Here is a 23,421-nt window from a genome sequence, read left to right as displayed (position 1 = left end):
CAGCTCGGACGCGTTACCCGTTCGGCGGCCTGCGGTGCTGCGGGGGCTCGTCCGATACGAGGGCGTCGATGTCCCGCATGTCCTCGTCGTTGAGCCTGCCGGAGCCGGAGGTGCTGGGCGCGGTGGGCTGCCTGGGCACCTCGGGCGACTCGCCGGGCGCGTGGGCGGGCGTCGTCGGGCCCCCGGCGGGCGTCGTTCCGGCCAGACCGCCCGCCGTGGTCGTCCCGCCGGGCATGCCGCCTGTCGTGGTCGTCCCGCCGGGCATGCCGCCCGTGGCGGTCGTGCCGCCGGGCCGGTGCGCGGTCAGCTCCTCCTCGGCCGCGCGCCGGTCGGAGCGCCTGCGGAACATGGCGCCGAGAATGCCGTCCAGGCCGATGCGTCCGCCGCCCAGCGCCAGGAACAGCAGGCTGAGCGCGCCGAGCGCCCCGGCCAGCTCCCAGCCGCCCTCGCCGACCATCACCCCCTTGCCGCCGTGCACGAACGCGATGGCGCCGAGCATGTTGATCAGCAACAGCAGCGCCACCGGCCGGACCAGCAAGCCGAGGATCAGGAAGATGCCGCCGACCGTCTCGACGACGGTCGCGAACCCGGCGGCCAGCTCGGGCATCGGGATCCCCATCTCCCTGAAACCCTCTGTGGTGGCGCCCAGCCCGCTCTGCCACTTCTGCCAGCCGTGCGCTACGAAGATCACGCCGGTCGCCACTCGCGCGATCAGTGCCGCGACATCAAAAAGAACTCTCTTCATGGTGTTTTCTCCCCCCGTTCCTGGTATTCCTCCCCATGTCCGGCTTCACGATGCGTTTCCATACGATCTCTTGACCCGGCCCCCCGCTGGATCACCACCGAGGTCGGTGGCAGCATGGCCCGTATGACGGAACGTGTGGTCGGAATCGGCGCGGGCGCGAAAGAGCTGGCCACCGAGGACATGATCCTCAACATCGGCCCGCAGCACCCGTCCACCCACGGCGTGCTGAGGCTGCGGCTGACGCTCGACGGCGAACGCATCGCCACCGCCGAGCCGATCATCGGCTACATGCACCGCGGCGCGGAGAAGCTGTTCGAGGTGCGCGACTACCGCCAGATCATCATGCTGGCCAACCGGCACGACTGGCTGTCCGGCTTCGCCAACGAGCTCGGCGTGGTGCTCGCCACCGAGCGCATGCTGGGCATGGAGCCGCCGGTGCGGGCGGTGTGGGCGCGTACGCTGCTGGCCGAGCTCAACCGGGTGCTCAACCACCTCATGTTCCTCGGCTCCTACCCTCTCGAACTGGGCGCGATGACGCCGCTGTTCTACTCCTTCAACGAGCGCGAGCGCATCCAGGCCGTGATGGAGGAGATCTCCGGCGGGCGCATGCACTACATGTTCAACCGGGTCGGCGGGCTCAAGGAGGACCTGCCGTACGGCTGGCTCGACCGCGTCGAAGCCGCCGTCGGCGAGACCCGCCGCCGCGTCCCCGACATCGAGAACCTCATCCTGCACAACGAGATCTTCGTCGCCCGCACCAAGGGCGTGGGCGTGCTGACGCGCGAGCAGATCATGCAGTACGGCGTCAGCGGCCCCATCTCCCGCGCCTCCGGCGTCGACTTCGACCTGCGCCGCGACGACCCGTACCTGGCCTACCCCGAGCTGCCCGTCAAGGTCGTCACCCGCGGCGGCGGCGACTGCCACGCCCGCTTCGAGGTCCTGCTCGAACAGCTCAAGGTCTCCCTCGACCTGGCCGACGCCTGCGTCGACCGGCTGCGCTCGCTGCCCCCGGGGCCGATCAACCAGCGGCTGCCCAAGGTGCTCAAGGTGCCCGAGGGCCACACGTACGCGTGGACGGAGAACCCGCTCGGCATCAACGGCTACTACCTGGTCTCCAAGGGCGACAAGACGCCGTGGCGGCTCAAGCTGCGCTCGGCCTCCTACAGCAACATCCAGGTGCTGCGCGAGATGCTGCCCGGGCACCTGGTGGCCGACATGGTGGCGATCCTCGGCTCCATGTTCTTCGTGGTCGGTGACATCGACAAGTGAAGGCACCGGAACGCGACAAGTACGTCGACTGGCTGCGGGCGCTCAGCCTGATCGTCGTGGTGGTGTGGCACTGGGCGTTCACGATCCTCGACTGGAAGCCGTACGGCCCCGAGCCCACCAGCCCACTCGGCTTCACCAGCGGGTTGTGGATCCTCACCTGGCTGCTGCAGGTGCTGCCGCTGTTCTTCTACGTCGGCGGCCACGTGCACCTGCTGTCCTGGCACCGGGCCAAGGCGCGCGGCACCGGCATCGGCTCGTTCGTCTGGCGGCGCATCCGCGCGCTGGCGTTACCCGCGCTGTTCCTGTCGGGCGCGTGGATCGCCATCGGGGCGGTGGTGACGTACACGTTCCAGGTCGACTGGATGTGGCGGGTGGTGCTGCTGGTGCTCAGCCCGCTGTGGTTCCTCGGCGTCTACCTGGTGCTGATCGCGCTGCTGCCCGTCGCGCTCTGGCTGCACCAGCGCTACGACGTGCTGGCCCTCATCTGGCTCGGCGGCGCCGCGCTGGTGGTGGACGTGCTGCGCTTCCGCTACGAGGTCGAGTGGGTGGCCTGGCTCAACATGATCATCGTCTGGGGGCTGGCGCACCAGGCCGGGTTCTTCTACGACCGGGTCGTGGTGCTGCCCCGCCGCTACGACATCGCGCTGCTGTGGACCGGGATGTTCGCCCTGGTCGGGCTGGTCTACTCCGGCATCTACCCCGGCTCGATGGTCGGGGTGCCCGGCGACAGGTTCTCCAACATGGCGCCGCCCACGTTCGTCATCGTGGCGCTGCTGCTGTTCCAGATCGGGCTGGTCGAGGTGCTCAGGCCCGCCATGGAGCGGGTGCTCGAACGGCCGCGCTGGCGGCGGCTCAACGACTTCATCAACCGGTACTCGCTGCCGCTGTTCCTCTTCCACACCACCGGGATGGCCATCTCGCTGGGGCTGTCGTGGTGGCTGTTCGGCACGCTGGGCGACCGCATCCCGCCCGACTCCGTGTGGTGGCTGGAGCGGCCGATCGCCGTCATCGGGCCGCTCATCTGCACGGCTCCGGTCATCTACCTCTTCGGACGCCGGCGCACCCCCGTCGGGCAAACGCAGGACAAGGACGTCGGCGGGTCCATAAGCTCGGAGCATGGCTGACATCGCCTTCCGGGCCAACGCCGAGGACGAGCGGATCATTCGTACCGCGCTGCGGGAAGGCGAGCGGCCCAGCGACGTCCTGCGCCGCGCGCTACGCCTGATGCAGCGCGAGATGTGGCACGACCGCCTGGTCTCGGGCACCTTCCGCACCATCGAGGGGCTGCCTGACGAGCACTAGTCGCGGGCGCGGTCTCAGGCCCGCTGGTTGCGGTAGCGGCTCGCTAGTCGCGGGCGCGGTCCTCCGGCTCCTTGGGGATGCGGCAGGAGTGCTCCAGGTACAGCGCCGCGCAGATCAGCACGACACACGACACGAACGACCCCGTCGCGACGAAGAACTCGCCGCGCGGCGTCTCCCGGTCGAGGATCTGCACGGTGTGCAGGGCGAACCCGGCGAACACCCCGCCGAACACCGCCCCCGCGTACGCCGACGCCTTCGCCAGCGCCGCCAGCCGGGCGACGGCCAGCGGCTCCACCGGCTTGGTGTCGGGCTTCCTGGCGATCCTGGCCCTGGTCGCCCAGCCGCTGTAGGCCTCGCCGATGGCCAGCAGCAGCACCGTGGGGATCGCCGTCCAGGGCATGAGCGGCAGGTCGGAGTAGATGGGCCTGATCACCATCCAGGTGAGCAGGGCCATGACGACGACGATGCCGACCAGGGGGCCGGCGTGGGTGGGCTTCAATCGGGCCTCTGCAGCTTCAGGTCCTCGCGCAGCCGTACGCCCTGCTCGCCGAGCCCCTCCAGCAGGTCGGCCACCCGGCCGCGGCCGGGCACCTCGCCCTCAGGATCGGCCTTCGACCAGGGCACCAGCACGAACGCGCGCTCGTGCGCCCGCGGGTGCGGCAGCGTCAGGTCGGGGTCGTCGCAGACGGTCTCGCCCACCACGATCAGGTCGATGTCGAGCGTGCGCGGCCCCCAGCGCTCCACGCGTTCGCGGCCGAAGGCGTTCTCCACGCTCTGCGCCCGCTCCAGCAGCGTGCGTGGCGCGAGCGTGGTCTCGGCGACCACGATCGCGTTCAGGTACGGGCGCTGCCCGCCCGGCCCGCCGACCGGGTCGGTCTCGTAGACCGGGGACGCCTGAACGAACTCCAGCCCAGGCGCGTCGAACAGGGTGTCCACGGCGCCCTGCAACGTCGTGAACCGGCGTCCCAGGTTGCTGCCGAGAGAGAGCACCACCTTCATGCGCGGCTCCGCTCGATGGTCACGACCACGTCGTCGAACGGCAGCGGGATCGGCGCCGCCGGCTTGTGCACACTCACCTCTACCCTGTGCACCCGCTCGCTGGCCAGGCACACGTCGGCCAGCCGCTGCGCGAGCGTCTCGATCAGCTCGACCGGCTCGCCCGCCACCACCTCGGTCAGCGCCTGCGCCAGCTCCCCGTAGTGGACGGTCTTGGTCAGGTCGTCGCCGGCCGCGGCCGGCGCGGTGTCGAGGAACAGCGTCGCGTCCACCACGAACTCCTGCCCGAGCTCCCGCTCGGCAGCGAGCACGCCGTGCCTGCCCCGGGCCCGCAGGCCCTTGAGAGCGATGCGATCAAGGCTCAAGCTCGCCTTCCTCCTCCTCGTCGTCGTCGCCCTGGAGGACCGGGGAGCCGTGGTGCATCCACAGCCGCCAGCCCTGCGGGGTGCGGAGGTAGACGTTGCTGGCCACCACCTTGCCGGCGGCGAAGCTGGACTCGCCCTCCTCCCCCGCGGTCAGGATGTTCTCCACGCAGGTGAGGACGGCCACGTCACCCAGCACCGTCGTGTTGACGTCGGTCAGCACGAACTGGATGTAGGTGGTGTTCGCCATGATCAGCGCCCAGGAGCGCAGCACCTCCTGGCGGCCCGTGAGCAGGGTCCAGCCCGGGTGCACGCAGCTCACCTGGTCGTCGGTGGTGTCCTCGGCCCAGATCTCGGTCATCTTGTCCAGGTCCGCGCTCTCTATCGCGGCGTAGAACTCCTGGTTGACCGTCTCGATCGCGGCGGTGTCGACGCTCATGTGCCTGCTCCGGCTCTCTTCCATGCGGCGGCCACGCGCACGGCATCGGCGTTGGGACCTACCTCGTGCACGCGCACGCACCAGGCGCCGGCCTGTGCCGCCAGCGCGGTCACCGCCAGCGTGGCGTCGTCGCTGCGGCTGAACGGCCGTGGCGTGCCGTCGGGATCGGCCAGCAGCCGCCCCAGGAATCGTTTGCGTGACGCCCCGACCAGCAGCGGGAAGCCCAGCTCTGCCAGCCGCGGGATGCCCGCCAGCACGGCCCAGTTGTGCTCGGCGTTCTTGGCGAAGCCGAGGCCCGGGTCGAGCACGATCTGCTCTTCCGTGACCCCCTCGGCCAGCACCAGGTCCACCCGCTTGCTCAGCTCCTCGCGCACCTCCGTCACGACGTCCGCGTAGACGGCGCGGGAGTACATGTCATGGCTGTGGCCGCGCCAGTGCATCACGACGTACTTGGCCCCGGTCGCGGCCACCACGCGTGGCATCTCCGGGTCGGCCAGGCCGCCGCTCACGTCGTTGACGATGCGGGCGCCCGCCTCCACCGCGGCCTTGGCCACCTCGGCACGCATCGTGTCGACGCTGACCACCACCCCCTCGGCGGACAGCGCGCTGATCACCGGGACGACCCGGGCCAGCTCCTCCTCCATGGAGACCCTGGCCGCGCCGGGGCGGGTGGACTCGCCGCCCACGTCGACGATGTCGGCGCCGTCACGCACCAGCTCGAAGCCGTGCTGGATGGCGGTCGCCTCGTCGAACCACAGGCCCCCGTCGGAGAACGAGTCGGGCGTCACATTGACCACACCCATGACGAGGCACCGCTCCGCACCTCCAGGCACGTTGATGGGCACGCTAGTCATGGGCCAAGCCTAGGCGCTTCCCCACTCCTGCTGACATCGTGGGTACCCCGTTCGGTCATCAGCCGCCCGTTCAGCGGCCGAGGATCAGCGCCATGGCCTCGGATCGGGTCTTGTCGCTGGTGCGGAAGTCGCCGCGGACGGCCGAGGTGACGGTCTTGGCGCCCGGCTTGCGCACCCCGCGCATCGTCATGCACAGGTGCTCGCACTCGACGACCACGATGACGCCGCGCGGCTCCAGCACGCGCATGAGCGCGTCGGCGATCTGGGAGGTCATGCGCTCCTGCACCTGGGGGCGGCGGGCGAAGACGTCCACCAGGCGGGCGAGCTTCGACAGGCCCGTGACCTGGCCCCTCTCGTTGGGGATGTACCCCACGTGGGCCAGGCCGTGGAACGGGACGAGGTGGTGCTCGCAGGTCGAGTAGACCTCGATGTCGCGTACGAGCACCATCTCGTCGTGGTCGACGTCGAAGACCTTGTTGAGCACGTCTTCGGGCGTCTGGCCGAGCCCGGAATACTGCTCGGCCATGGCTCTGGCGACCCGGGAGGGCGTCTCGATCAGGCCGTCACGATCGGGATCCTCACCGATGGCGTAGAGGATCTCGCGAACGGCCTTCTCGATCCGCCCCAGGTCGACGTCGTGCTGAGTCACGCACTGTCCCCGGACGGGAGGGCGTCCTGGCGGCCCGTGGTGAGCGAGCCGTTGGCCGACTGCTCCTTCGGCGTCAGGATCGGCGGACGGTCGGAGGGGAGCCGCTTGCCGTAACCCGCGTAGGACGGGCGGTGCTCCTTGACGACCACCGGGGCGAAGATCTGCAGCACCTGCTCGCGGGAGAGCGTCTCCTTCTCCATCAGCTCCAGCACCAGGTTGTCGAGCACGTCGCGGTACTCGACCAGGATGTCCCACGCCTGGTCGTGCGCCGTCTCGATCATCCGGCGGACCTCCTCGTCGATCGTGGAGGCGATCTTCTCGGAGTAGTCGCGCTCGTGGCCCATCTCGCGGCCCAGGAAGACCTCGGCCTGGCCGCTGCCGAACTTACGGGCGCCGAGCTGCTCGCTCATGCCGTACTCGACCACCATGCGGCGGGCGACGGCCGTGGCCTTCTCGATGTCGTTGGAGGCGCCGGTGGTGGGCTCGTGGAAGACGAGCTCCTCCGCCGCGCGACCGCCGAGCAGCATCGCGAGCTGGTCCATCATCTCGGACCTGGTGGCCAGGAACTTGTCCTCCATCGGCAGCGTCATCGTGTAACCGAGGGCGCGGCCGCGGGAGAGGATCGTGATCTTGTGGACCGGGTCGGAGTTCGGCAGCGCGTGCGCCACCAGCGCGTGACCGCCCTCGTGGTAGGCGATCATCTTCTTCTCCTTGTCGGACATGACCCGCGTCTTGCGCTCGGGCCCTGCCATGACACGGTCGATCGACTCCTCCAGGACGTCCATCGTGATCAGCTTCTGGTCGGCCCGCGCGGTGAGCAGGGCCGCCTCGTTGATCACGTTGGCCAGGTCGGCGCCGGTGAACCCGGGGGTGCGGCGCGCGATGACGTCGAGGTCGACGTCGGGCGCGAACGGCTTGCCGCGGCCGTGCACCTTGAGGATGCCCTTGCGGCCCTCCAGGTCGGGACGGTCGACGGTGACCTGCCGGTCGAAACGGCCGGGGCGCAGCAGCGCCGGGTCGAGGATGTCGGGCCGGTTGGTGGCCGCGATGAGGATCACGCCGCCCTTGACGTCGAAGCCGTCCATCTCCACGAGGAGCTGGTTCAGCGTCTGCTCGCGCTCGTCGTGACCGCCGCCCAGGCCGGCGCCGCGGTGGCGGCCGACGGCGTCGATCTCGTCGATGAAGATGATCGCCGGGGCGTTGGCCTTCGCCTGCTCGAACAGGTCGCGGACACGCGAGGCGCCGACACCGACGAACATCTCGACGAAGTCGGAACCGGAGATCGAGTAGAACGGCACGCCGGCCTCACCGGCGACCGCGCGGGCCAGCAGCGTCTTACCGGTGCCGGGCGGGCCGTACAGCAGCACACCCTTGGGGATCTTGGCGCCGATCGCCTGGAACTTGGCCGGGGCCTGGAGGAACTCCTTGATCTCCTGGAGCTCCTCGATGGCCTCGTCCGCTCCTGCGACGTCGGCGAACGTGGTCTTGGGGGTGTCCTTGGTGATCAGCTTCGCCTTCGACTTGCCGAAGTTCATCACCCGGGAGCCGCCGCCCTGCATCTGGTTCATGATGAACAGGAAGATCAGCACGATGATGACGATCGGCAGGAAGCTCACCAGCAGGCTGAGGAGGATGTTCTCCTGCGGCACCTCGGTGGTGAAGCTCGTGGTCTTCTTGGCGGTGACCTGAGCCTGGAGCTCGTCGGTCAGCTTGCTGCCGTAGCCGGTGACCCAGCTCGACTGGATCAGCTTGGTCGGCGCGTCGCCCTTCTTGACCGAGATCGGGTTGGTGAGCGTGACCTCGATCCGGTTGTCCTTGTCGATAATCTTGGCGTTGCTGACGTTACCGGCGCGAATCTGCTCAAGGACCAAGGACGTGTCGGCCGTCTTGAAATTTCCCCCGCCACTCCAGAGCTGAGTGACGAGGAGGAGCAGCACGACGATGCCCAGGATCCACAGCAGTGGCCCACGTGTAAATCGCTTGAGATCCATCCGATGCGGAACCCCTTGCGGGCCCGTCCCTTCCTGACCATGGCCTGGAACCCCGGGCACGCCCGGGGCCGCGGCATCCGACACCGCGACTTCTGACTACCCGAAGGGGACGCGTGGTCACCCTCCCGGAGTCTGAAGGTACACCGGCAGAGCGCACGGAGGGACCGCCCGCTACACCGGTCTTGCCCTATCAACGTACGTCACGTTGCGCGATGTTCCCGGCCATGACGGAGATTGCTACTTGTAAACGTGTGGGGCGAGAGTGCCGATGAACGGCAGGTTCCGGTATCTCTCGGCGTAGTCGAGGCCATAACCGATGACGAACTCGCTGGGAATGTCGAAGCCCACGTATTTCACGTCGATCGGCACCTTCACCGCGTCGGGTTTCCGCAGCGCGGTGCAGATCTCCAGCGACGCCGGATTACGCGACTTCAGGTTCTCCAGCAGCCAGTGCAGGGTCAGGCCGGAGTCGATGATGTCCTCGACGATCAGCACGTGGCGGTTCAAGATGTCGGTGTCGAGGTCCTTCAGCACGCGTACGACGCCGGACGACTTGGTGCCCGCCCCGTACGACGACACCGCCATCCAGTCCATCTGCACGGGCACGTGCAACGCTCTGGCCAGGTCGGCCATCACCATGACCGCGCCCTTCAACACACCTACGAGCAGGACGTCCTTGCCCGCGTAGTCCTCGTCGATCCGGCCGGCGAGCTCTTTGATCTTGGCCTGGAGCTCGTCCTCGGGAATGAGCACGTTTTCCAGGTCATTGCCCATGTCGGCAGCGTCCACCTGTGGTTCCTTACGCGATGGGACTGATGGCGAATATCAGGGTGCCATACCGCCGGACGGCGGACAGACCCCCGGGCAGGTCAACGGCTTTCTGGCCGCGCCAGTGCGTGATCAGCCGGTCCACGGACAGCACGTGGGTGGCCGACAGGGCGCCGGACGGGGATCCCGCGGCGATCGCCGCCCGCCGCAGGACCCGCCTGCGTACGGCGGGGGGCAGCTTCTCCAGCTCGGTCACGGTCAGGCTCACCGACTCGCCGATATCGCTAAGAGCGCAATTCTGGAACGCCGAATCGGCCCACTCGTCCAGCGCGTCCGCATCCTCCCGGGCCAGCGCCGCCGTCCGCGCCAGCGCCTCCGCCACCCCTGGGCCCAGCTCCTGCTCCAGGACGGGGAGAACCGTGCGGCGGACCCGGACCCTCGTATATCTCGTGTCCTCGTTGTGGGGATCGTCCCAGGGGGTCAGGCCCTGGGCGTGGCAGGCGGCCACCGTGGTCGTTCTGGGGAGGTGGAGGAGGGGTCTTCTGTAGCGGCCCGATCTGGCCGCCATGCCGGAGAGTGAGCGGGGACCGCTGCCTCTCGCCAGGCCCAGGAGGACGGTTTCCGCCTGGTCGTCCCTGGTGTGGCCGAGGAGGACCGCCGCCGCCTGCAGCCTGTCGGCCGCCTCGTCCAGTGCGGCGTACCTCGCCTCTCTGGCTGCCGCCTCCGGGCCGCCTTCCTTGCCCACCGTGACCGTGAGGATCTCCGCGGGGGTCAGGGCCATCTCGCGGGCCAGGGAGATGACCGTTTCGGCGCGGTGCTTCGAGCCGGGCTGGAGCTGGTGGTCGACGGTCAGCAGGCCGGCGCGCAGGTTTGCGCGGGGGGCTTCGAAGGCCAGGGCGGCTGCCAGGGCCAGGGAGTCGGCGCCGCCGCTGCAGGCTGTGAGGATCAGGGCGTTGTCCGGTACGTCGGCCAGGGCGTCGCGGACTGCTCGGCGGACGTCGGCTACGGCTGGATGTGGGCCCACGGGTGTCATCGTCGCACCAGACGCCTGGTGGACGCGCCTGGTGCGACGTGCGCGCTGCGGCCGGGTCAGGCGGGGAGGGCCGGGGTGCCGATGACGCGGCTGATCCAGGTGTCGGGGTCGGCGATCTCCGGGGTCGTGGGCAGGGTCTCCGGCGACGTCCAGACCTTGTTGAAGCCGTCCATCCCCACCCGGTCCACCACGGTGCGCACGAAGGCCGACCCCTCCGCGTACTGCTTCATCTTGACCTCGATGCCCAGCAGCCGCCGCACCGTGCGGTCGAGGCGGGAGCCGCCCTCGCGGCGCTGGGCGAACTTGGAGCGGATCTCCGCCACCGACGGCACCACGGACGGGCCGACGGCGTCCATGACGAAGTCGCCGTGCCCTTCCACGAGGGTCATGACGGCGGTGAGGCGATCGAGGATCTCCTTCTGGCCGGGCGACTGGATGGCGTCGATGAGGTTGCCCTCGCCGCCGCGCACCACGTCGGCGACCGTGTCGGCGGCGTTGCGGAGGCGTTCGAGGAGGGTGGGCAGGTCGAGGTCGGAGGCGAGCAGGAACTCGGTCATCTGCGACCGGACGTACTCGCGCAGCCACGTCACGCCCGTGAACTGCACCCGGTGCGTCTCCTCGTGGAGGCAGACCCACAGGCGGAAGTCGTGAGGGTTGACGTTCATCTCGCGCTCGGCGTGGACGATGTTGGGCGCGACGAGCGTCAGCCGGCCGACCGGCTCCTGGCCGGTGGGGTCGGGCGGGAGGAACAGCTCGTACTGGCCGAGCACGCGGGAGGCGAGGAAGGCCAGGACGGCGCCGACCTCGACGCCCGTGATGCGGGAGCCGACGGCGCTGACGATGGCCGGCGCCTGGTTGGCGCTGGAGCTCATGCGCTGCGTGAGCGGCTCGAGGACCACGCGGAAGCCCTGGACGTTGGCCTTGATCCAGCCCGGCCGGTCGACGATGGTGGCCGGTTGTGGCGCGGCCTCTGTGTGAATCTTGGTGAACTGTCGTACGTGGCCCTCGGCCTCGCGCGACAGGGTACGGAGCTCGGTGACGGCCTGCCTGGCCTCCTCCCGGCTCACCTGAGGGCCGGGGCGCACGAGGCGCGTGCCGGTCGTGACGGCCAGATCCCAGTCGATCACCTGCATACCGTCCACCGTACGTGGTTCTGGCCGCACCTGCGAAGGAGCGCGTCAGGAGCGGGCGACGATGGCGGCGAGCCGGTCGAGTACGGGCTCGGCGTTGACCGGCACCCGGTCGGCCATGAACGCGTACGTGACCAGCCGCCCGTCCTTGGTGGTGGACAGCCCGGCCAGCGTGTTGACGTGGTTGAGGGTGCCGGTCTTGGCGCGGACGAGCCCGACCTGGCCCTTGCTGTCGCTGCCGACGAAGCGGCGGCCGTTGCCGAGGGTGCCGGAGAAGCCGGCGATCGGCATGCCGGAGGCGATGGCGTGCAGGCCGGGGTGGCCGGCGGAGCCGGCCAGGGCGATGGCCTTGGCCAGGGCGTTGGGGCTGATGCGGTTGCGGATGGACAGGCCGCTGCCGTCGTCGAGCGAGACGCCCTGGGCGATGCCGAGGCGCTGCATGACGGCGGCGACGGCCTTGGCGCCGCCCGCGAAGGACGCCTCCTGGCCCTCCTTGATGGCGACGTGCCGCATCAGGGCCTCGGCCATGTCGTTGTCGCTGTGGGTGAGGGTGTGCTCGACGAGGGCGTAGAGGGGGGCGGAGTCGACGCGGCCGAGCTCGGCGGCGCCGGCGGGGGCCTTGGCCTGGCGTACGGACTTGCCGACCTTGACGCCCTGCTTGGCGAGCAGCTTGGCGAAGGCGTCGGCGGCGTACTGGGCCGGGTCGGGCACGCGGGGCGCCCGGAATCGGGGGTCCTGGCGGCCGACGTCCATGGTGAGGGCGTGGACGGGGGCGACCTCGCCGTCGGGGATGTAGTTGGGCTTCCAGCCGGACGCCTTGGTGGCGCCGGTGAACAGGGACGTGTCGTAGGAGAGCGTGACCTTGCGGACGCCCTGGGACTTGAGGGTCGCGGCGGTGCGGGCGGCGAGCGTGGCCAGACTGGCCTGCTTCGGGTAGCCGTCCTGCTTGGCCGTGGGGCCGGCGAGAAGGGGGTCGCCGCCGCCGACGAGGACGACCGTGCCGGGCGCGGAGCCCTGGACGACCCGGGTGGAGAAGCGGGCGTCGGGGCCGAGCGAGGCCAGGGCCGCAGAACAGGTGATGATCTTGGTGGTGGAGGCGGGGGTGACGGCGGTGTCCGGGTTCGCGGCGAAGAGCTGCTCCCCGGTGACGGTGTCGATGACCGCGACGCCGACGCGGTCGCCGAGCGCATCGTCACCCAGGGCGCTGGCCAACTGCTTCGTCAAAGTACCCTTAGTCGGGAGAGGTCCGTCTCCGGGCTTCACCGGGAGCTGGGCCAGCACAGGCCCCGCGGTGACGACGGGGACGGAGGGAATGCCTTCCGCCGGTGACGCCGTCGGCTCGGTCGGTGAAGACCCGCTCGTGAGCGCGCTCAGGCTGAACTCGGTGGTCATCGCATAGATGCCGGTGACGATCGTGAGGGCTTGGAGCACGGCGAGAGTGGTCAGCATCACCCACCGGTCGCGCCGCGCCACGTCGCCTGCCCTCTCTCTGTGTTCGCCTACGAGACATTAACGCCCAGCCGGGGGTGCCCGGGGGCCTGAGCGGAGGAACCGCGGTGGAGTTCGACGTTGTCGTTGAGATTCCCAAGGGGCAACGGAACAAGTACGAAGTGGATCACGAGACCGGGAAGATCAGGCTTGACCGGCTCCTGTTCACCTCCACGCAGTATCCCGCCGACTACGGCTTCATCGAGAACACCCTCGGCGAGGACGGCGATCCGCTGGACGCGCTGGTGTTGTTGCAGGAGCCGACGTTCCCCGGGTGCTACATCACGTGCCGGGCGGTCGGGATGTTCCGGATGACGGACGAGAAGGGCGGGGACGACAAGGTGCTCTGTGTGCCGTCCACCGACCCCCGCATGCACCACATCCAGGACATCCACCACGTGTCGGAGTTCGACCGGCTGGAGATCCAGCACTTCTTCGAGGTCTACAAGGACCTCGAGCCCGGCAAGTCCGTCGAGGGCGCCAACTGGGTGGGCCGCATCGAGGCCGAGGCCGAGATCGAGCGTTCCTTCCGCCGCCTCAAGGAGTCGGGTCACCACTGACCCCCTTCAGCGGGGCCTGGTGGCGCCCACCAGGTCCCCGCGCCAGATCGAGGTGACCCGCACCACGTCGCCGGTCTGCGGGGCGTGCACCATCTGGTCGCGCCCGACGTAGATCCCGACGTGGTGGATGGTCGACGGGTCGCCGGTGTGGGCGAAGAACAGCAGGTCGCCGCGGTGTAGCTGGTCGAGCGGCACGTGCGGGCCCGACGTCCACTGGGTGCCCGTCCAGTGGTCGAGCCGGACGCCCGCCCGCTCCCACGCCCGCATCGACAATCCTGAGCAGTCGTAGGTCTCGGGCCCGTCGGCGGCCCACACGTAGGGCTTGCCGAGCTGGGTGAGCGCCCAGTTCGCCGCCAGGTCGCCCAGCGCGGAGCCGCCGCCGACCAGCCCGGACAGCGCCGCCTGGCGCCGTCTGGCCAGCAGGTCCGCGCGGCTGCGGGCGGAGTCGACCGCGCGTTGCAGGCTCTCCTTGCGCGCCGTGAGCTGCTTGGTCTCGCGCCGCTGGCCCAGCACCGCCTCCTCTGCGGCCAGCTTGGCCTGCCGTGCCCGCTCCGCCGCCTCCTGCCGCGCCGCGTGGGCTCCGGCCGCCTGTGTACGCAGAATCGCCGCGACCTCCTGGGCGTCGCGCATCCGGCCCAGTACGGCGGCCCGTTCCTCGTTCAGATGCCCCAGCACGCCGGCCCTGTGCAGGAACCCGTCCGGGCCACCCCGGTCGGTCAGCATGCCGACGACCGGGTGCACCGTCCCGAGCCCGCCGTAGCTCTCCGCCGCCAGCACCGCGACGGCCTGCCTGGCCCGCTCCGCCTCGGCGTCGGCCGCCGCGAGCCGCACCCCGGCCTGCTGGTGGGCCAGCTCGGCCTGCCGCAGCCGGACGACCTCCCCGTTGTACGCCTCCACCAGCCGCTCCACCTCGGCCGCCAGCGCGTCGAGGCGCGACTGGGCGGTGGCCAGCTCGGCGGTCGTCCGGCTCAGCTCCTTGGAGCGCTCACGTGCCGTCTCCCTGGCCTTCTGGACGTCCCGCGAGGAGGGCCCCCGATCGGCCTCCACCGGCGGGCACAGGCTCACCAGGAGGCAGCCTGCGAGGAGCCCTGCCCGAAATGCGCGCATAGGTCCCCCTGAAACCAATGGTTACTCTATGCACACGTTCCCCGCCAATTCGCGCACGTAACGTAAAGGTCCGGCAGCCTCAGGAGGTCGTCTGCGAAGGCGAGGGCTCCTCCGTGGGCGTGGGGGTGGCCGGCTCCGTCGGCGTCGCGGTCGGGGTGGGGGTCTGGGTCGGCGTGGGGGTGGGGGTCGGCGTCGGGGTCGGGCACGGGGTGCGGGTGCTCGGAGGGGACGGCGTCGGCTCCTCGGGCGGATTCTGGGACGGGTTCTCGGACGGAAGCTCTGTGGGCTCGGGCCCCTCGTGCTCGTCCGGGGGCTCCGACGGCGGCGGGCCGCTGGTGGGCGAGGACTGCGCGCCCGAGGGCACGGCGTAGGGCGGCGCCTGCGTGCCGTGGGACGGCGTGCCGGTCACGCCGAGAGGGTGCGTGGTGGCGTTGTCGACGATGGGGACCACGGTCAGCGGCTCGTCCTGCGGGTTCGCCTGCCAGGGCAATCGGATGCCCGGCGGCTCTCCTGTGGCCGGGAACGCGGCCGTCGCGATGCCTGTGACCCCACCGTTGTCCCTCCCGATCCGATCGAAGATCACCGCTATCGCCACCACGGCCGCGATCGCCGCCAGCGCGCCTGCCAGCGCCTGAGGCCACCGCCGAACGGGCCGCTCCCCTGAAACGGGAAACCCGGCGGCTCCCAGCACACCCGTACGCCTGGCGACGTAACGGCGGTAGGGCAGCAGCTCGGGGTCGGCGAAGCAGCTCATCACCCTGATGCGCAGCGAGTCGGGCAGCACGGCCCCCGGCAGCAGCCCGTAGACCTTGGCGGCCGACACCTCGCGGCTGCGGTGCGGCGCACAGGTCTCGCACCGCGACAGGTGCCTGACCAGGTGCTCGCGCAGCTCAGGGGTCAGCTCGCCGGCGAAGCCCGTCAGGATGCGGGCGCGGCGCGGGCAGTCGTACGGGCCCTTCCTGGCCAGCACCTCGGCCGTGACGGCGTCGCGCAGCAGCTCAGCCGCCCCCTCCAGGAGCTCTTCGAGCTGGCGCGGCGGCAGGCCGAGCACCTGGGCCAGGTCGGCGGCGGGCAGCCCGTGCCGGTGGACCAGCTCCAGCGCCTCACGCTCGGCCACGGGCAGGCTCTGGACGGCGTTCCAGGCCATGACGCGCAGGTCGGCGTCCGCCGGATCGTCCGGTGGCGGCGCCTCGGCGAGACCTTCGGCGGCGCCCGGCGGGGCGGCGGCGCGGCGGCGCAGGCATTCGACCCTGGCCAGCGCGTACAGCCAGACGCGCAGCCGATCGGGGTCGGCGAGCGCGCCGGCGTGCGCCTCGGCGGCGATCAGCGTGTCGCGGAGCGCCACCTGGGCGCTCTCGGCGCTCAGCAGCAGGGACCAGCAGTAGCGGTAGACGCTCTCCGCGTGGGCGTCGTAGAGCGCGGACAGCGCTCCTGGATCACGGGCGCGGAGTGCTTCGACCAGGACGCGGTCATTCATGTGACTGAAGGTAATGGATCGGTAACTAGTAGTTCTACCTGTTCACGCCGATGGCATGGCTTGTCTGGCGAAGCAGCCAGACTTCGTCCACATAAAAGCGCCTATTCTCCGAAATTTGCGGAAATCACTGCTTATATTCGGAGACGATCTGTGTGCTCCGGTCCACCGCGAACGGCTCGCTCGTCGGCTTGACCGTGTGCACGGGCACGGCCCCGCTGAGCGCCAGATCCTCGTAGGGGCGGCCGGTGGATCCCCAGGTCCTGGCGGTGATCTCGGTCTTGTCCACCTGGGCGCCCTTCGGCAGCCCGCTCACCGTGAGGATGAAGCGCGGCGGGCTGCCCGCCTGCACCTCGTCCACGAACGTGCTGCCGCCGCCGAGGAGTTTGCCCGCCTTGTCGCGCAGCAGCGCGTTCACGACCAGGGTGCTCGCCGGAATCGAATAAGGATTGTCCACATATCCGGTGATGAGGAATGTGCCGTCTTTCTGGCGCATCGTCTGGACCCGCGAGGTCGGGAAGCGCTGGAACGCCGAAGCGATCCGCGCCGCCTGCCGCCACTGCGCGGGGCGGTACTGGATCGTCACCTTCGCCGGCTTCTGGGTGGCGCTGGCCTGACCGGTGAAGGCCAGCGAGCCGCCCGGCGGCACGGCGTCGAGCGGCTGGTCCATCCTGACCACCTCGGCGCCCTTGGCGTCGTGCCCGACGATCGTGGCCACCACGTGCTCGCCGAAGTGCCACGGGTTGGCGTTGCTGAGCACGCCCGCCCAGGTGACGGCGTACCCGTCGGCGGACTTGACGATGTTGGAGGCCTGCTCCTTGAGGGCCAGCGGCCGGAGCTTCTGTACGGGTTGTTCCTCACTCGAACACGCGGCAAGGCAGATCGCCCCGAGTACGAGCAGGCTGACGGTTCGGCTGCGCGGGATCACTTTGCCGTGATAACCCGAGCATGGGCACGGCTGACGCGGGACACGCGCCAGCCGTACCGAATCTTTAACGGCGACGCACGACCCTGGACTCGTCCCAGACCGGATCGGGCGACTCGTAGACGGTGCCGTCGGAGCCGAAGACCAGGTAGCGGTCGAAGTCGGCGGCGAACCAGCGGTCGTGGGTGACCGCCAGCACCGTGCCGTCGAACGCGTCCAGGCCCGCCTGCAGCGCCTCCGCGCTGGCCAGGTCGAGGTTGTCGGTCGGCTCGTCGAGCAGCAGCAGCGTGGCCCCCGACAGCTCCAGCAGCAGGATCTGCAGGCGCGCCTGCTGCCCGCCGGACAGCGTGTCGAAGCGCTGCTCGGCGATCAGCCCGGCCAGCTCGTAGCGGGCCAGGATCTTCATCGCCTCGTTCTTGAGCCTGGCGTGCTCGGTCATGACGATCTCGACCGGGGTGCGGCCGAGCAGGTCGGGGCGGGCGTGCGTCTGGGCGAAGTGGCCGGGGACGACGCGGGCGCCCAGCCTGGCGCCGCCCTCGTGGGCGACGGGCTCGCCCGCCAGCAGGCGCAGGAAGTGGGACTTGCCGGAGCCGTTGGAGCCGAGCACCGCGACGCGCTCGCCGTACCAGACCTCCAGGTCGAAGGGGCGCATCAGGCCGGACAGCTCCAGCCCCTCGCAGATCACCGCGCGCTTGCCGGTGCGGCCGCCGCGCAGGCGCATCTTGATGTTCTGGTCGCTCGGCGCCACCTCGGGCGGCCCCGCCTCCTCGAACTTGCGCAGCCGCGTCTGGGCCGCGTGGTAGGCCGGGGCCATGCCGTCGTTGTAGCGCGCCTTATTCTTCAGCATGTTGACCAGGGCCTTGAGCTTGGCGTGCTCCTCGTCCCAGCGCTTGCGCAGCTCGTCGAGGCGCTCGTTGCGGGCCTTGCGCGCCTCGGCGTAGGTGGCGAAGCCGCCGCCGTGGATCCAGATGTTGCCCGACTCGACGGTGATGATGCGGTCGGCGGCGTTGGCCAGGAGCTGGCGGTCGTGGCTGACCAGCAGGACGGTCTTGGGCGTCTCCCTGAGCTGCTGTTCGAGCCACTCCTTGCCGGGGACGTCGAGGTAGTTGTCGGGCTCGTCGAGCAGCAGGGTCTGGTCGGGGCCGCGCAGCAGCGCCTCCAGGACGAGCCGTTTCTGCTCGCCGCCCGACAGCGTGGACACGTCGCGATATTTCACGCGTTCGAAGGGCACGCCGAGGGCGGCCACCGTACAGGTGTCCCAGAGCACCTCGATGTCGTAGCCGCCGGCGTCGGTGTAGTCGCTGATGGCCTGCGCGTAACGCATCTGCGTCTTCTCGTCGTCGCGCTCCATCATCGTCAGCTCGGCCGCGTCGAGCCGCTCGGCCGCCTGCCGCACGGCGGGCGGCGCCACGCCCAGCAGCAGGTCGCGCACGTTGCTGCCGTCGCGCACGCTGCCGATGAACTGCCGCATCACGCCCAGCCCGCCGGAGCTGGCCACGCTGCCCTCGACCGGCTGGAGGTCGCCGGCGACCAGGCGCATGAGCGTGGTCTTGCCCGCGCCGTTGGGCCCGACCAGCGCCGCCTTCACGCCTTCGCCGATCCTGAAGGACACGTCGTTGAGCAGGGGCCGCCCGTCGGGCAGCACGTACGTCAGATGTCCTACTTCAACGTGGCCCATCCCGGCAGGTTAACGAACGACTCAGCGGCGTGGCATCCCAATATCGGCGGACCCTGGACAGCAAGTGATCTAATGACTAGAACTGTAGGGAACCCCCTCCCCTAGGACGTGTGATGACGCGATTCCGCACCGCCCTGGCACCCCTCGCCATCGCGTTGATCGGCTTCACAGCCGTGCCCCAGCCCACCGCCTGGGCCGCGACCCAGCAGGTCACCACGGCCGCCTGCGCCCCGGCCGTACGGACGGCCACTACCGACGCCCGGCTGACCAGCCTGTTCACCACCTACGGCAACGACAACAGCCGCCTGGACGACTGGACGGGCGCCGACGGCACCTACTCGCTCAAGCTGCCCGGCGGCAAGGAACTGTGGGTGTTCTCCGACACCTTCCTCGGCCAGGTCAACCCCGACGGGTCCAGGCCGCCGGTGGTCGAGGAGGGCGGCACGACGGTGTTCCTGAACAACTCCTTCGCCGTCGAGCGCGACGGGCGCCTGTCCACCATCCACGACGGCACCGCCGCCAAGCCGACGGCCGTGATGCCGCCGCGCGACGACAAGCACTGGTACTGGGCCGGTGACGCGACGCTCGCCGGCGGCATGGTCGAGGTCACCTACCAGGAGTACGAGCGCTTCGGCACGGGCGCCTGGGACTGGCGCTGGCACCGCAACGTGGTGGCCAGGTTCGCCCCGGGGCGGCTCGAACGGCCGGCCAGCGTGCACGACCTGCCGAGCGGGCACGGCGTCGCGTGGGCCTCGGGCATCCTGAAGGACGGCGGCTACACCTACGTCTACGGCGTCGAGGACCTCGGCTCGCCGAAGTACATGCACGTCGCCAGGGTCAAGGGCCAGAGCTTGCTGGGCCGGTGGGAGTACCTCAAGGCCGACGGCACCTGGTCAGGCGACGAAGCCGACTCCGCGCGGGTGATGAGCGGGGTGGCCAACGAGTACAGCGTCAGCCGCGTCGGCGACGGCTACGTGCTGATCACGCACGACACGACCGAGGTGCTGAGCCCGAACATCGTGGCCTACTCCTCCTGCTCCCCCTTCGGGCCGTTCACCGGCAAGCAGCACGTCTACACGACGCCCGAGACCAGCGGGAACGTCTTCACCTACAACGCGCACGCGCACCCCGAGATCGACGGGCCGGGGCTCGTGGTGTCGTACAACGTCAACAGCTTCGTCAACACCGACCACTACCGCGACGTCACCATCTACCGGCCGAGATTTCTAGACGTGACGTTCGGATGAGGCGCAACTGGGCGGCCCGGCTGCGGCACGGCACCATCGACGGGCTGCGGGCGGTCACCCTGGAGAACGAGCGGCTGCGGGTGACCGTGCTGCCCGGCAAGGGCGGTGACGTGGTGGAGCTGCTGCACAAGCCCACCGACACCGACTTCGTCTGGCTGGCCCCGCAGGGCCTGCGCGACCCCCGCGACCACCTCCAGGGCGCCGCGGACGACGTCGCCCAGTTCATCGACCACTACGAGGGCGGCTGGCAGGAGATCTTCCCCAGCGGCGGCGCGCCCAGCGAGTACAGGGGCGCGCGGCTGGCGCAGCACGGCGAGGTGTCCGGGCTGCCGTGGGAGTGCGAGGTCCTGGCCGACTCCCCCGAGGAGGTCGCGGTACGGCTGCGCGTACGGACGCGGCGGCTGCCGTACCGGATGGAGAAGGTGTTCAGGCTGCGCTCCGGCACGGCGGCGCTGGAGGTCGAGGGGCGGGCCACGAACGAGTCGGGCCTGCGGCTGCACGCCATGTGGGGGCAGCACATCGTGTACGGCCCGCCGTTCCTGCGGCCCGGAGCCAGGATCAGGCTGCCCGAGGGCGTCACCGTGATCCCGCACGAGAGCGCGATCAATCCCCCGGAGCGCAGGGTGCGGGCGGGCGGGCCATGGCCCGTGGTGCCCGCGCACGGGGGCGGTGAGACGGATCTGAGCGTGGTGCAGGAGCCCGGGGCGCCGAGCGACATCGTCTATTTGACCGGCTTCGGCGACGAGGGTTGGTACGAGATTTCGGGGGACATCGGTATGCGGGTGTCCTGGGATGCGACGGTGCTGCCGTACCTGTGGATGTGGCAGGAGCTCGGCGCGTCCACCGGCTACCCGTGGTGGGGACGGGCGTACACGGTGGGGCTTGAGCCGTTCGCGGGCATGCCGACCGACGGGCTGGCCGCCGCCGTCGCGAACGGCACGGCCCTCGTCCTGGACCCCCACGAGACGAAGGTGCTGAGGTTGCGCGCGGAGGTAGTGCGATGAGTGAGTTCGACGGCATGGTGGCGCTGGTCACGGGCGGCTCTACGGGCATCGGGCGCGCGGTGGTCGACCGGCTGGCCGCCGGCGGCGCGAGCGTGGTGTTCTGCGGCGTGGACAAGGAGGCCGAGCAGGACGGCGAGCGCGTCACCGGCCGGATCGCCGACGTGCGCAGGGCCGGCGAGCTGCGCGACCTGGTGGACCTGGCCGTCACCCGGTACGGCGGCCTCGACGTCGTGGTGACCTGCGCGGGCGTGCAGCGTTACGGCACCGTCGAGGACACCCCCGAGGACGTCTGGGACGAGGTGATGGACATCAACCTCAAGGGCGTCTACCTCACCTGCAAGGCCGCCTTGCCGGCGCTGCGCGAGCGCGGCGGCGGCTCCATCGTGGTCGTCTCGTCGGTGCAGGCGTTCGCCTCGCAGGCGCAGGTGGCCGCCTACAGCACCAGCAAGGCCGCGCTGAACGGCCTGGTGCGGGCCATGGCGCTCGACCACGCCGCCGACGGCGTCCGGGTCAACGCGGTCTGCCCCGGCTCGGTGGACACCCCCATGCTGCGCTGGGCGGCGGACCTGTGGCGCGGCGAGCTGTCGCAGGACGAGCAGGTCGCGCAGTGGGGCAAGGCGCACCCGCTGGGCCGCGTCGGCCGGCCGGAGGAGGTGGCCGAGCTGGTGGCGTTCCTGGCGGGGCCGCGCTCGTCGTTCATCACGGGTGCCGAGCACAAGGTGGACGGCGGGCTGCTGGCCAGGAATCCGGCGGCGCTGCCCGAATAAAACGACTTCGAAATAGCTGCCCCTCGAATGGGTCACGGGTTCCTCCGTGCGTCCACCCGAGGTGGCAACAGTTGCGTCAATGCGACGAACTCCCAGGTCACCGCACTGATACGAGTGGGTCTGGCGGGCCGGGCACGCGACCCTCACCCGGGCGCGAAGCCTTTAGGGATCGGCGAGTCATGACGACTCGTGTTCGATTCCGCACGCTAAGTTACGAGGTCGAAATGACTCACCGATCGAGGAGAGACCTGTGAGGCTATTCAAGAAGGCCGCCGGCTTCGTCGCCGCGGCCGCGATGCTGGCCGTGGTGGCGCCCGCCGCCACCGCGGCGGCGAGCCCCCGCTCGACCTGCTACGGAGGTCGCGTCTGCCTGTACGCCGGATTCGACTACAACCGCGGTCAGGTCGACCACTGGCGGGACTTCGTCAAGGACGACTCCAACCTCGAGGACAACAACTGGCTGAACTGGGACTTCAGCAACTCCTGGCACAGCATGAACAACGAGACCAGCTCGATCAGGAACCGCGTCGGCTGCAGCGCCACCCTCTGGCAGCACCCCGGTTACACCGGCGCCCACAGCACGTTCACGCACAATTCGAACGACGGTTTCCTGGCCAACAACGCCATCGGAAACAACCGCACCAGCGCGATCGACATCTGGTGCCACTGAGCATTATGGGGAGTGCCGGTTTCCGGGCTTGGCCGCCGGAAACCGGCTGCCGCGGTTTTCTCGCGGGCACGCTGTTGCTGATCACGACGACCGCGGCCTGCGGCGCCGACCAGCCCGCGCCACCGGCGCCCGTACGGGGCGTCACCTCCGTCTCGGAGCTGGTGCTGCCGTTCGACGCCTACAAGACCACTCCTCAGCAGCGGGCCGTCCTGGGCAACGCCCACAACCGTCTCGTCGTGCGGTGCATGCGCAAGCAGGGCATCGCCATCTCCCCGCCCGCCGAGGACCCGTCCATGCTGGCCGCGGTCGATCCTGGCAACTCCCGCCGCTACGGCGTCACCGATACCGGGGCGGCCAGGAGCAGCGGCTACCACCTGGCCAGGCCGCCGTCGCCCGACACCACCGGCACCTGGGCGGGCAAGCTGCCCAAACGCACCCGCCACCGCCTGTACGGCACCGCCGCCGACCGCGGCTGCCTGGACCGTGCGACGCTCTTCCTGGACAAGGGGGTGCGCAAGGCGGACTGGCCGTGGCTGGCCCTCCAGGACTCGCTCACGCTGGAGCAGGCCGCCAAGCACCCATCAGTCACCGCCGCGGTCAAGCGCTGGTCGTCGTGCATGGGCCGGGCCGGGCACACGTACCCGGCGCCGGAGGCGGCCATCGCCGACAGCCGCTGGGACCTCGACGAGCCGGCCGTGACCGAGGAGGAGAGGCAGACCGCCACCGCCGACACCATGTGCAAGTGGTCGTCCGGCCTGGTCGCCGCCTGGTACGCGGCCGACGCCGATCTGCAGCGGGCCGTCGTCCGCGACAACCCCGAGCGGTTCGCCGCCCTGCGCGCCAACCTCAGGCAGCGCCTCGACCGGGCCTCACACCTGCTCGCCGCGCACGAAGGCCGCAAGGCCGGCTGAGGTCAGGTGAGCCGCACGCCTGTTCGCCGCGCACCAGGACGGCAAGCGGGCC

Annotated in this window: 25 protein-coding genes; 9 read left to right on the top strand and 16 right to left on the bottom strand. The window is 70.2% G+C overall.

Annotated elements, in window-relative coordinates:
- Nucleotides 1-13 precede the first annotated feature (13 nt).
- On the bottom strand, nt 14-745 hold the full coding sequence (locus tag ABD331_RS28785; protein WP_344481062.1) for a DoxX family protein: 732 nt from the start codon (nt 743-745) through the stop codon (nt 14-16).
- 123 nt (nt 746-868) lie between these two features.
- On the opposite strand from ABD331_RS28785, the gene ABD331_RS28780 reads away from it, so the two are divergent.
- Genes ABD331_RS28780 through ABD331_RS28770 form a run of 3 tightly spaced genes read left to right on the top strand, consistent with a single transcriptional unit; the run spans nt 869 to nt 3,316 of the window.
- Complete coding sequence (locus tag ABD331_RS28780) at nt 869-2,014, top strand: NADH-quinone oxidoreductase subunit D (protein ID WP_344481059.1); 1,146 nt, start codon at nt 869-871, stop codon at nt 2,012-2,014.
- On the top strand, nt 2,011-3,138 hold the full coding sequence (locus ABD331_RS28775) for an acyltransferase family protein (protein WP_344481057.1): 1,128 nt from the start codon (nt 2,011-2,013) through the stop codon (nt 3,136-3,138). The genes ABD331_RS28780 and ABD331_RS28775 overlap by 4 nt, the downstream gene beginning before the upstream one ends.
- Nucleotides 3,131-3,316, top strand: coding sequence for a hypothetical protein (locus ABD331_RS28770; protein WP_344481055.1), 186 nt, complete (start codon nt 3,131-3,133; stop codon nt 3,314-3,316). The genes ABD331_RS28775 and ABD331_RS28770 overlap by 8 nt, the downstream gene beginning before the upstream one ends.
- Before the next feature lie 43 nt (nt 3,317-3,359).
- Here ABD331_RS28770 and ABD331_RS28765 read toward each other — a convergent pair whose 3' ends face one another.
- From ABD331_RS28765 to dacB, 11 genes are all read right to left on the bottom strand, one after another.
- Nucleotides 3,360-3,815 carry a DUF3180 domain-containing protein gene (locus ABD331_RS28765; RefSeq protein ID WP_344481052.1) on the bottom strand — a complete coding sequence of 152 codons (456 nt, stop codon included), beginning with the start codon at nt 3,813-3,815 and terminating at the stop codon, nt 3,360-3,362.
- Nucleotides 3,812-4,315 (bottom strand): 2-amino-4-hydroxy-6-hydroxymethyldihydropteridine diphosphokinase, encoded by a 504-nt coding sequence (gene folK / locus ABD331_RS28760; protein WP_148438907.1) that lies wholly within the window; start codon nt 4,313-4,315, stop codon nt 3,812-3,814. The genes ABD331_RS28765 and folK overlap by 4 nt, the downstream gene beginning before the upstream one ends.
- Nucleotides 4,312-4,677, bottom strand: a complete 366-nt coding sequence (folB, locus tag ABD331_RS28755) for a dihydroneopterin aldolase (protein WP_344481048.1) — start codon at nt 4,675-4,677, stop codon at nt 4,312-4,314. The genes folK and folB overlap by 4 nt, the downstream gene beginning before the upstream one ends.
- Entirely contained in the window at nt 4,667-5,113 is a 447-nt protein-coding gene (locus ABD331_RS28750; protein WP_148438905.1) for a nuclear transport factor 2 family protein, read from the bottom strand. Before ABD331_RS28750 ends, folB begins: the two co-directional genes overlap by 11 nt.
- The gene (folP, locus tag ABD331_RS28745) at nt 5,110-5,967 is read right to left on the bottom strand and encodes a dihydropteroate synthase (protein WP_486348509.1); all 858 of its coding nucleotides are present in this window, start codon (nt 5,965-5,967) and stop codon (nt 5,110-5,112) included. Before folP ends, ABD331_RS28750 begins: the two co-directional genes overlap by 4 nt.
- 70 nt (nt 5,968-6,037) lie before the next feature.
- Nucleotides 6,038-6,616, bottom strand: a complete 579-nt coding sequence (folE, locus tag ABD331_RS28740) for a GTP cyclohydrolase I FolE (protein ID WP_344481046.1) — start codon at nt 6,614-6,616, stop codon at nt 6,038-6,040.
- Nucleotides 6,613-8,607 carry an ATP-dependent zinc metalloprotease FtsH gene (ftsH, locus tag ABD331_RS28735; protein ID WP_344481043.1) on the bottom strand — a complete coding sequence of 665 codons (1,995 nt, stop codon included), beginning with the start codon at nt 8,605-8,607 and terminating at the stop codon, nt 6,613-6,615. The genes folE and ftsH overlap by 4 nt, the downstream gene beginning before the upstream one ends.
- Before the next feature lie 237 nt (nt 8,608-8,844).
- The gene (hpt, locus tag ABD331_RS28730) at nt 8,845-9,396 is read right to left on the bottom strand and encodes a hypoxanthine phosphoribosyltransferase (protein ID WP_344481040.1); all 552 of its coding nucleotides are present in this window, start codon (nt 9,394-9,396) and stop codon (nt 8,845-8,847) included.
- Between the two features lie 10 nt (nt 9,397-9,406).
- Entirely contained in the window at nt 9,407-10,408 is a 1,002-nt protein-coding gene (gene tilS / locus ABD331_RS28725) for a tRNA lysidine(34) synthetase TilS (RefSeq protein ID WP_344481039.1), read from the bottom strand.
- 56 nt (nt 10,409-10,464) lie between these two features.
- Entirely contained in the window at nt 10,465-11,541 is a 1,077-nt protein-coding gene (locus ABD331_RS28720) for a zinc-dependent metalloprotease (RefSeq protein WP_344481037.1), read from the bottom strand.
- 45 nt (nt 11,542-11,586) lie between these two features.
- Nucleotides 11,587-13,011: a D-alanyl-D-alanine carboxypeptidase/D-alanyl-D-alanine endopeptidase gene (dacB, locus tag ABD331_RS28715; protein WP_344481036.1), complete on the bottom strand. Its 1,425-nt coding sequence runs from the start codon at nt 13,009-13,011 to the stop codon at nt 11,587-11,589.
- An 83-nt stretch (nt 13,012-13,094) separates the two neighbouring features.
- Between dacB and ABD331_RS28710 the strand changes: the two genes are divergently transcribed.
- Nucleotides 13,095-13,586 (top strand): inorganic diphosphatase, encoded by a 492-nt coding sequence (locus ABD331_RS28710; RefSeq protein ID WP_148438898.1) that lies wholly within the window; start codon nt 13,095-13,097, stop codon nt 13,584-13,586.
- A gap of 6 nt (nt 13,587-13,592) precedes the next feature.
- On the opposite strand, the gene ABD331_RS28705 is transcribed toward ABD331_RS28710, so the two are convergent.
- The 4 genes from ABD331_RS28705 to ABD331_RS28690 form a co-directional block, all read right to left on the bottom strand.
- Nucleotides 13,593-14,693: a C40 family peptidase gene (locus tag ABD331_RS28705; protein ID WP_344481033.1), complete on the bottom strand. Its 1,101-nt coding sequence runs from the start codon at nt 14,691-14,693 to the stop codon at nt 13,593-13,595.
- Between the two features lie 79 nt (nt 14,694-14,772).
- Nucleotides 14,773-16,170, bottom strand: a complete 1,398-nt coding sequence (locus ABD331_RS28700; protein WP_344481030.1) for a sigma-70 family RNA polymerase sigma factor — start codon at nt 16,168-16,170, stop codon at nt 14,773-14,775.
- Nucleotides 16,171-16,294: 124 nt separating this feature from the next.
- Entirely contained in the window at nt 16,295-17,095 is an 801-nt protein-coding gene (locus ABD331_RS28695) for a RidA family protein (RefSeq protein WP_344481027.1), read from the bottom strand.
- Between the two features lie 64 nt (nt 17,096-17,159).
- On the bottom strand, nt 17,160-18,770 hold the full coding sequence (locus ABD331_RS28690; protein ID WP_344481024.1) for an ABC-F family ATP-binding cassette domain-containing protein: 1,611 nt from the start codon (nt 18,768-18,770) through the stop codon (nt 17,160-17,162).
- A gap of 113 nt (nt 18,771-18,883) precedes the next feature.
- On the opposite strand from ABD331_RS28690, the gene ABD331_RS28685 reads away from it, so the two are divergent.
- From ABD331_RS28685 to ABD331_RS28665, 5 genes are all read left to right on the top strand, one after another.
- Nucleotides 18,884-20,017, top strand: coding sequence for a glycoside hydrolase family 183 protein (locus tag ABD331_RS28685; protein WP_344481021.1), 1,134 nt, complete (start codon nt 18,884-18,886; stop codon nt 20,015-20,017).
- Nucleotides 20,014-21,021, top strand: coding sequence for a DUF4432 family protein (locus tag ABD331_RS28680; RefSeq protein ID WP_344481018.1), 1,008 nt, complete (start codon nt 20,014-20,016; stop codon nt 21,019-21,021). The genes ABD331_RS28685 and ABD331_RS28680 overlap by 4 nt, the downstream gene beginning before the upstream one ends.
- Complete coding sequence (locus ABD331_RS28675; protein ID WP_344481015.1) at nt 21,018-21,788, top strand: SDR family NAD(P)-dependent oxidoreductase; 771 nt, start codon at nt 21,018-21,020, stop codon at nt 21,786-21,788. The genes ABD331_RS28680 and ABD331_RS28675 overlap by 4 nt, the downstream gene beginning before the upstream one ends.
- A gap of 250 nt (nt 21,789-22,038) precedes the next feature.
- Entirely contained in the window at nt 22,039-22,458 is a 420-nt protein-coding gene (locus tag ABD331_RS28670) for a peptidase inhibitor family I36 protein (RefSeq protein WP_148438890.1), read from the top strand.
- 74 nt (nt 22,459-22,532) lie between these two features.
- Nucleotides 22,533-23,369, top strand: coding sequence for a hypothetical protein (locus ABD331_RS28665; protein ID WP_344481009.1), 837 nt, complete (start codon nt 22,533-22,535; stop codon nt 23,367-23,369).
- Nucleotides 23,370-23,421 lie beyond the last annotated feature (52 nt).

The sequence above is a fragment of the Nonomuraea monospora genome, assembly GCF_039531895.1.
GTDB lineage: Bacteria > Actinomycetota > Actinomycetes > Streptosporangiales > Streptosporangiaceae > Nonomuraea > Nonomuraea monospora.
Note: the sequence above shows the minus strand (reverse complement) of the source record. Positions and strands in the feature narration are given on the sequence as shown.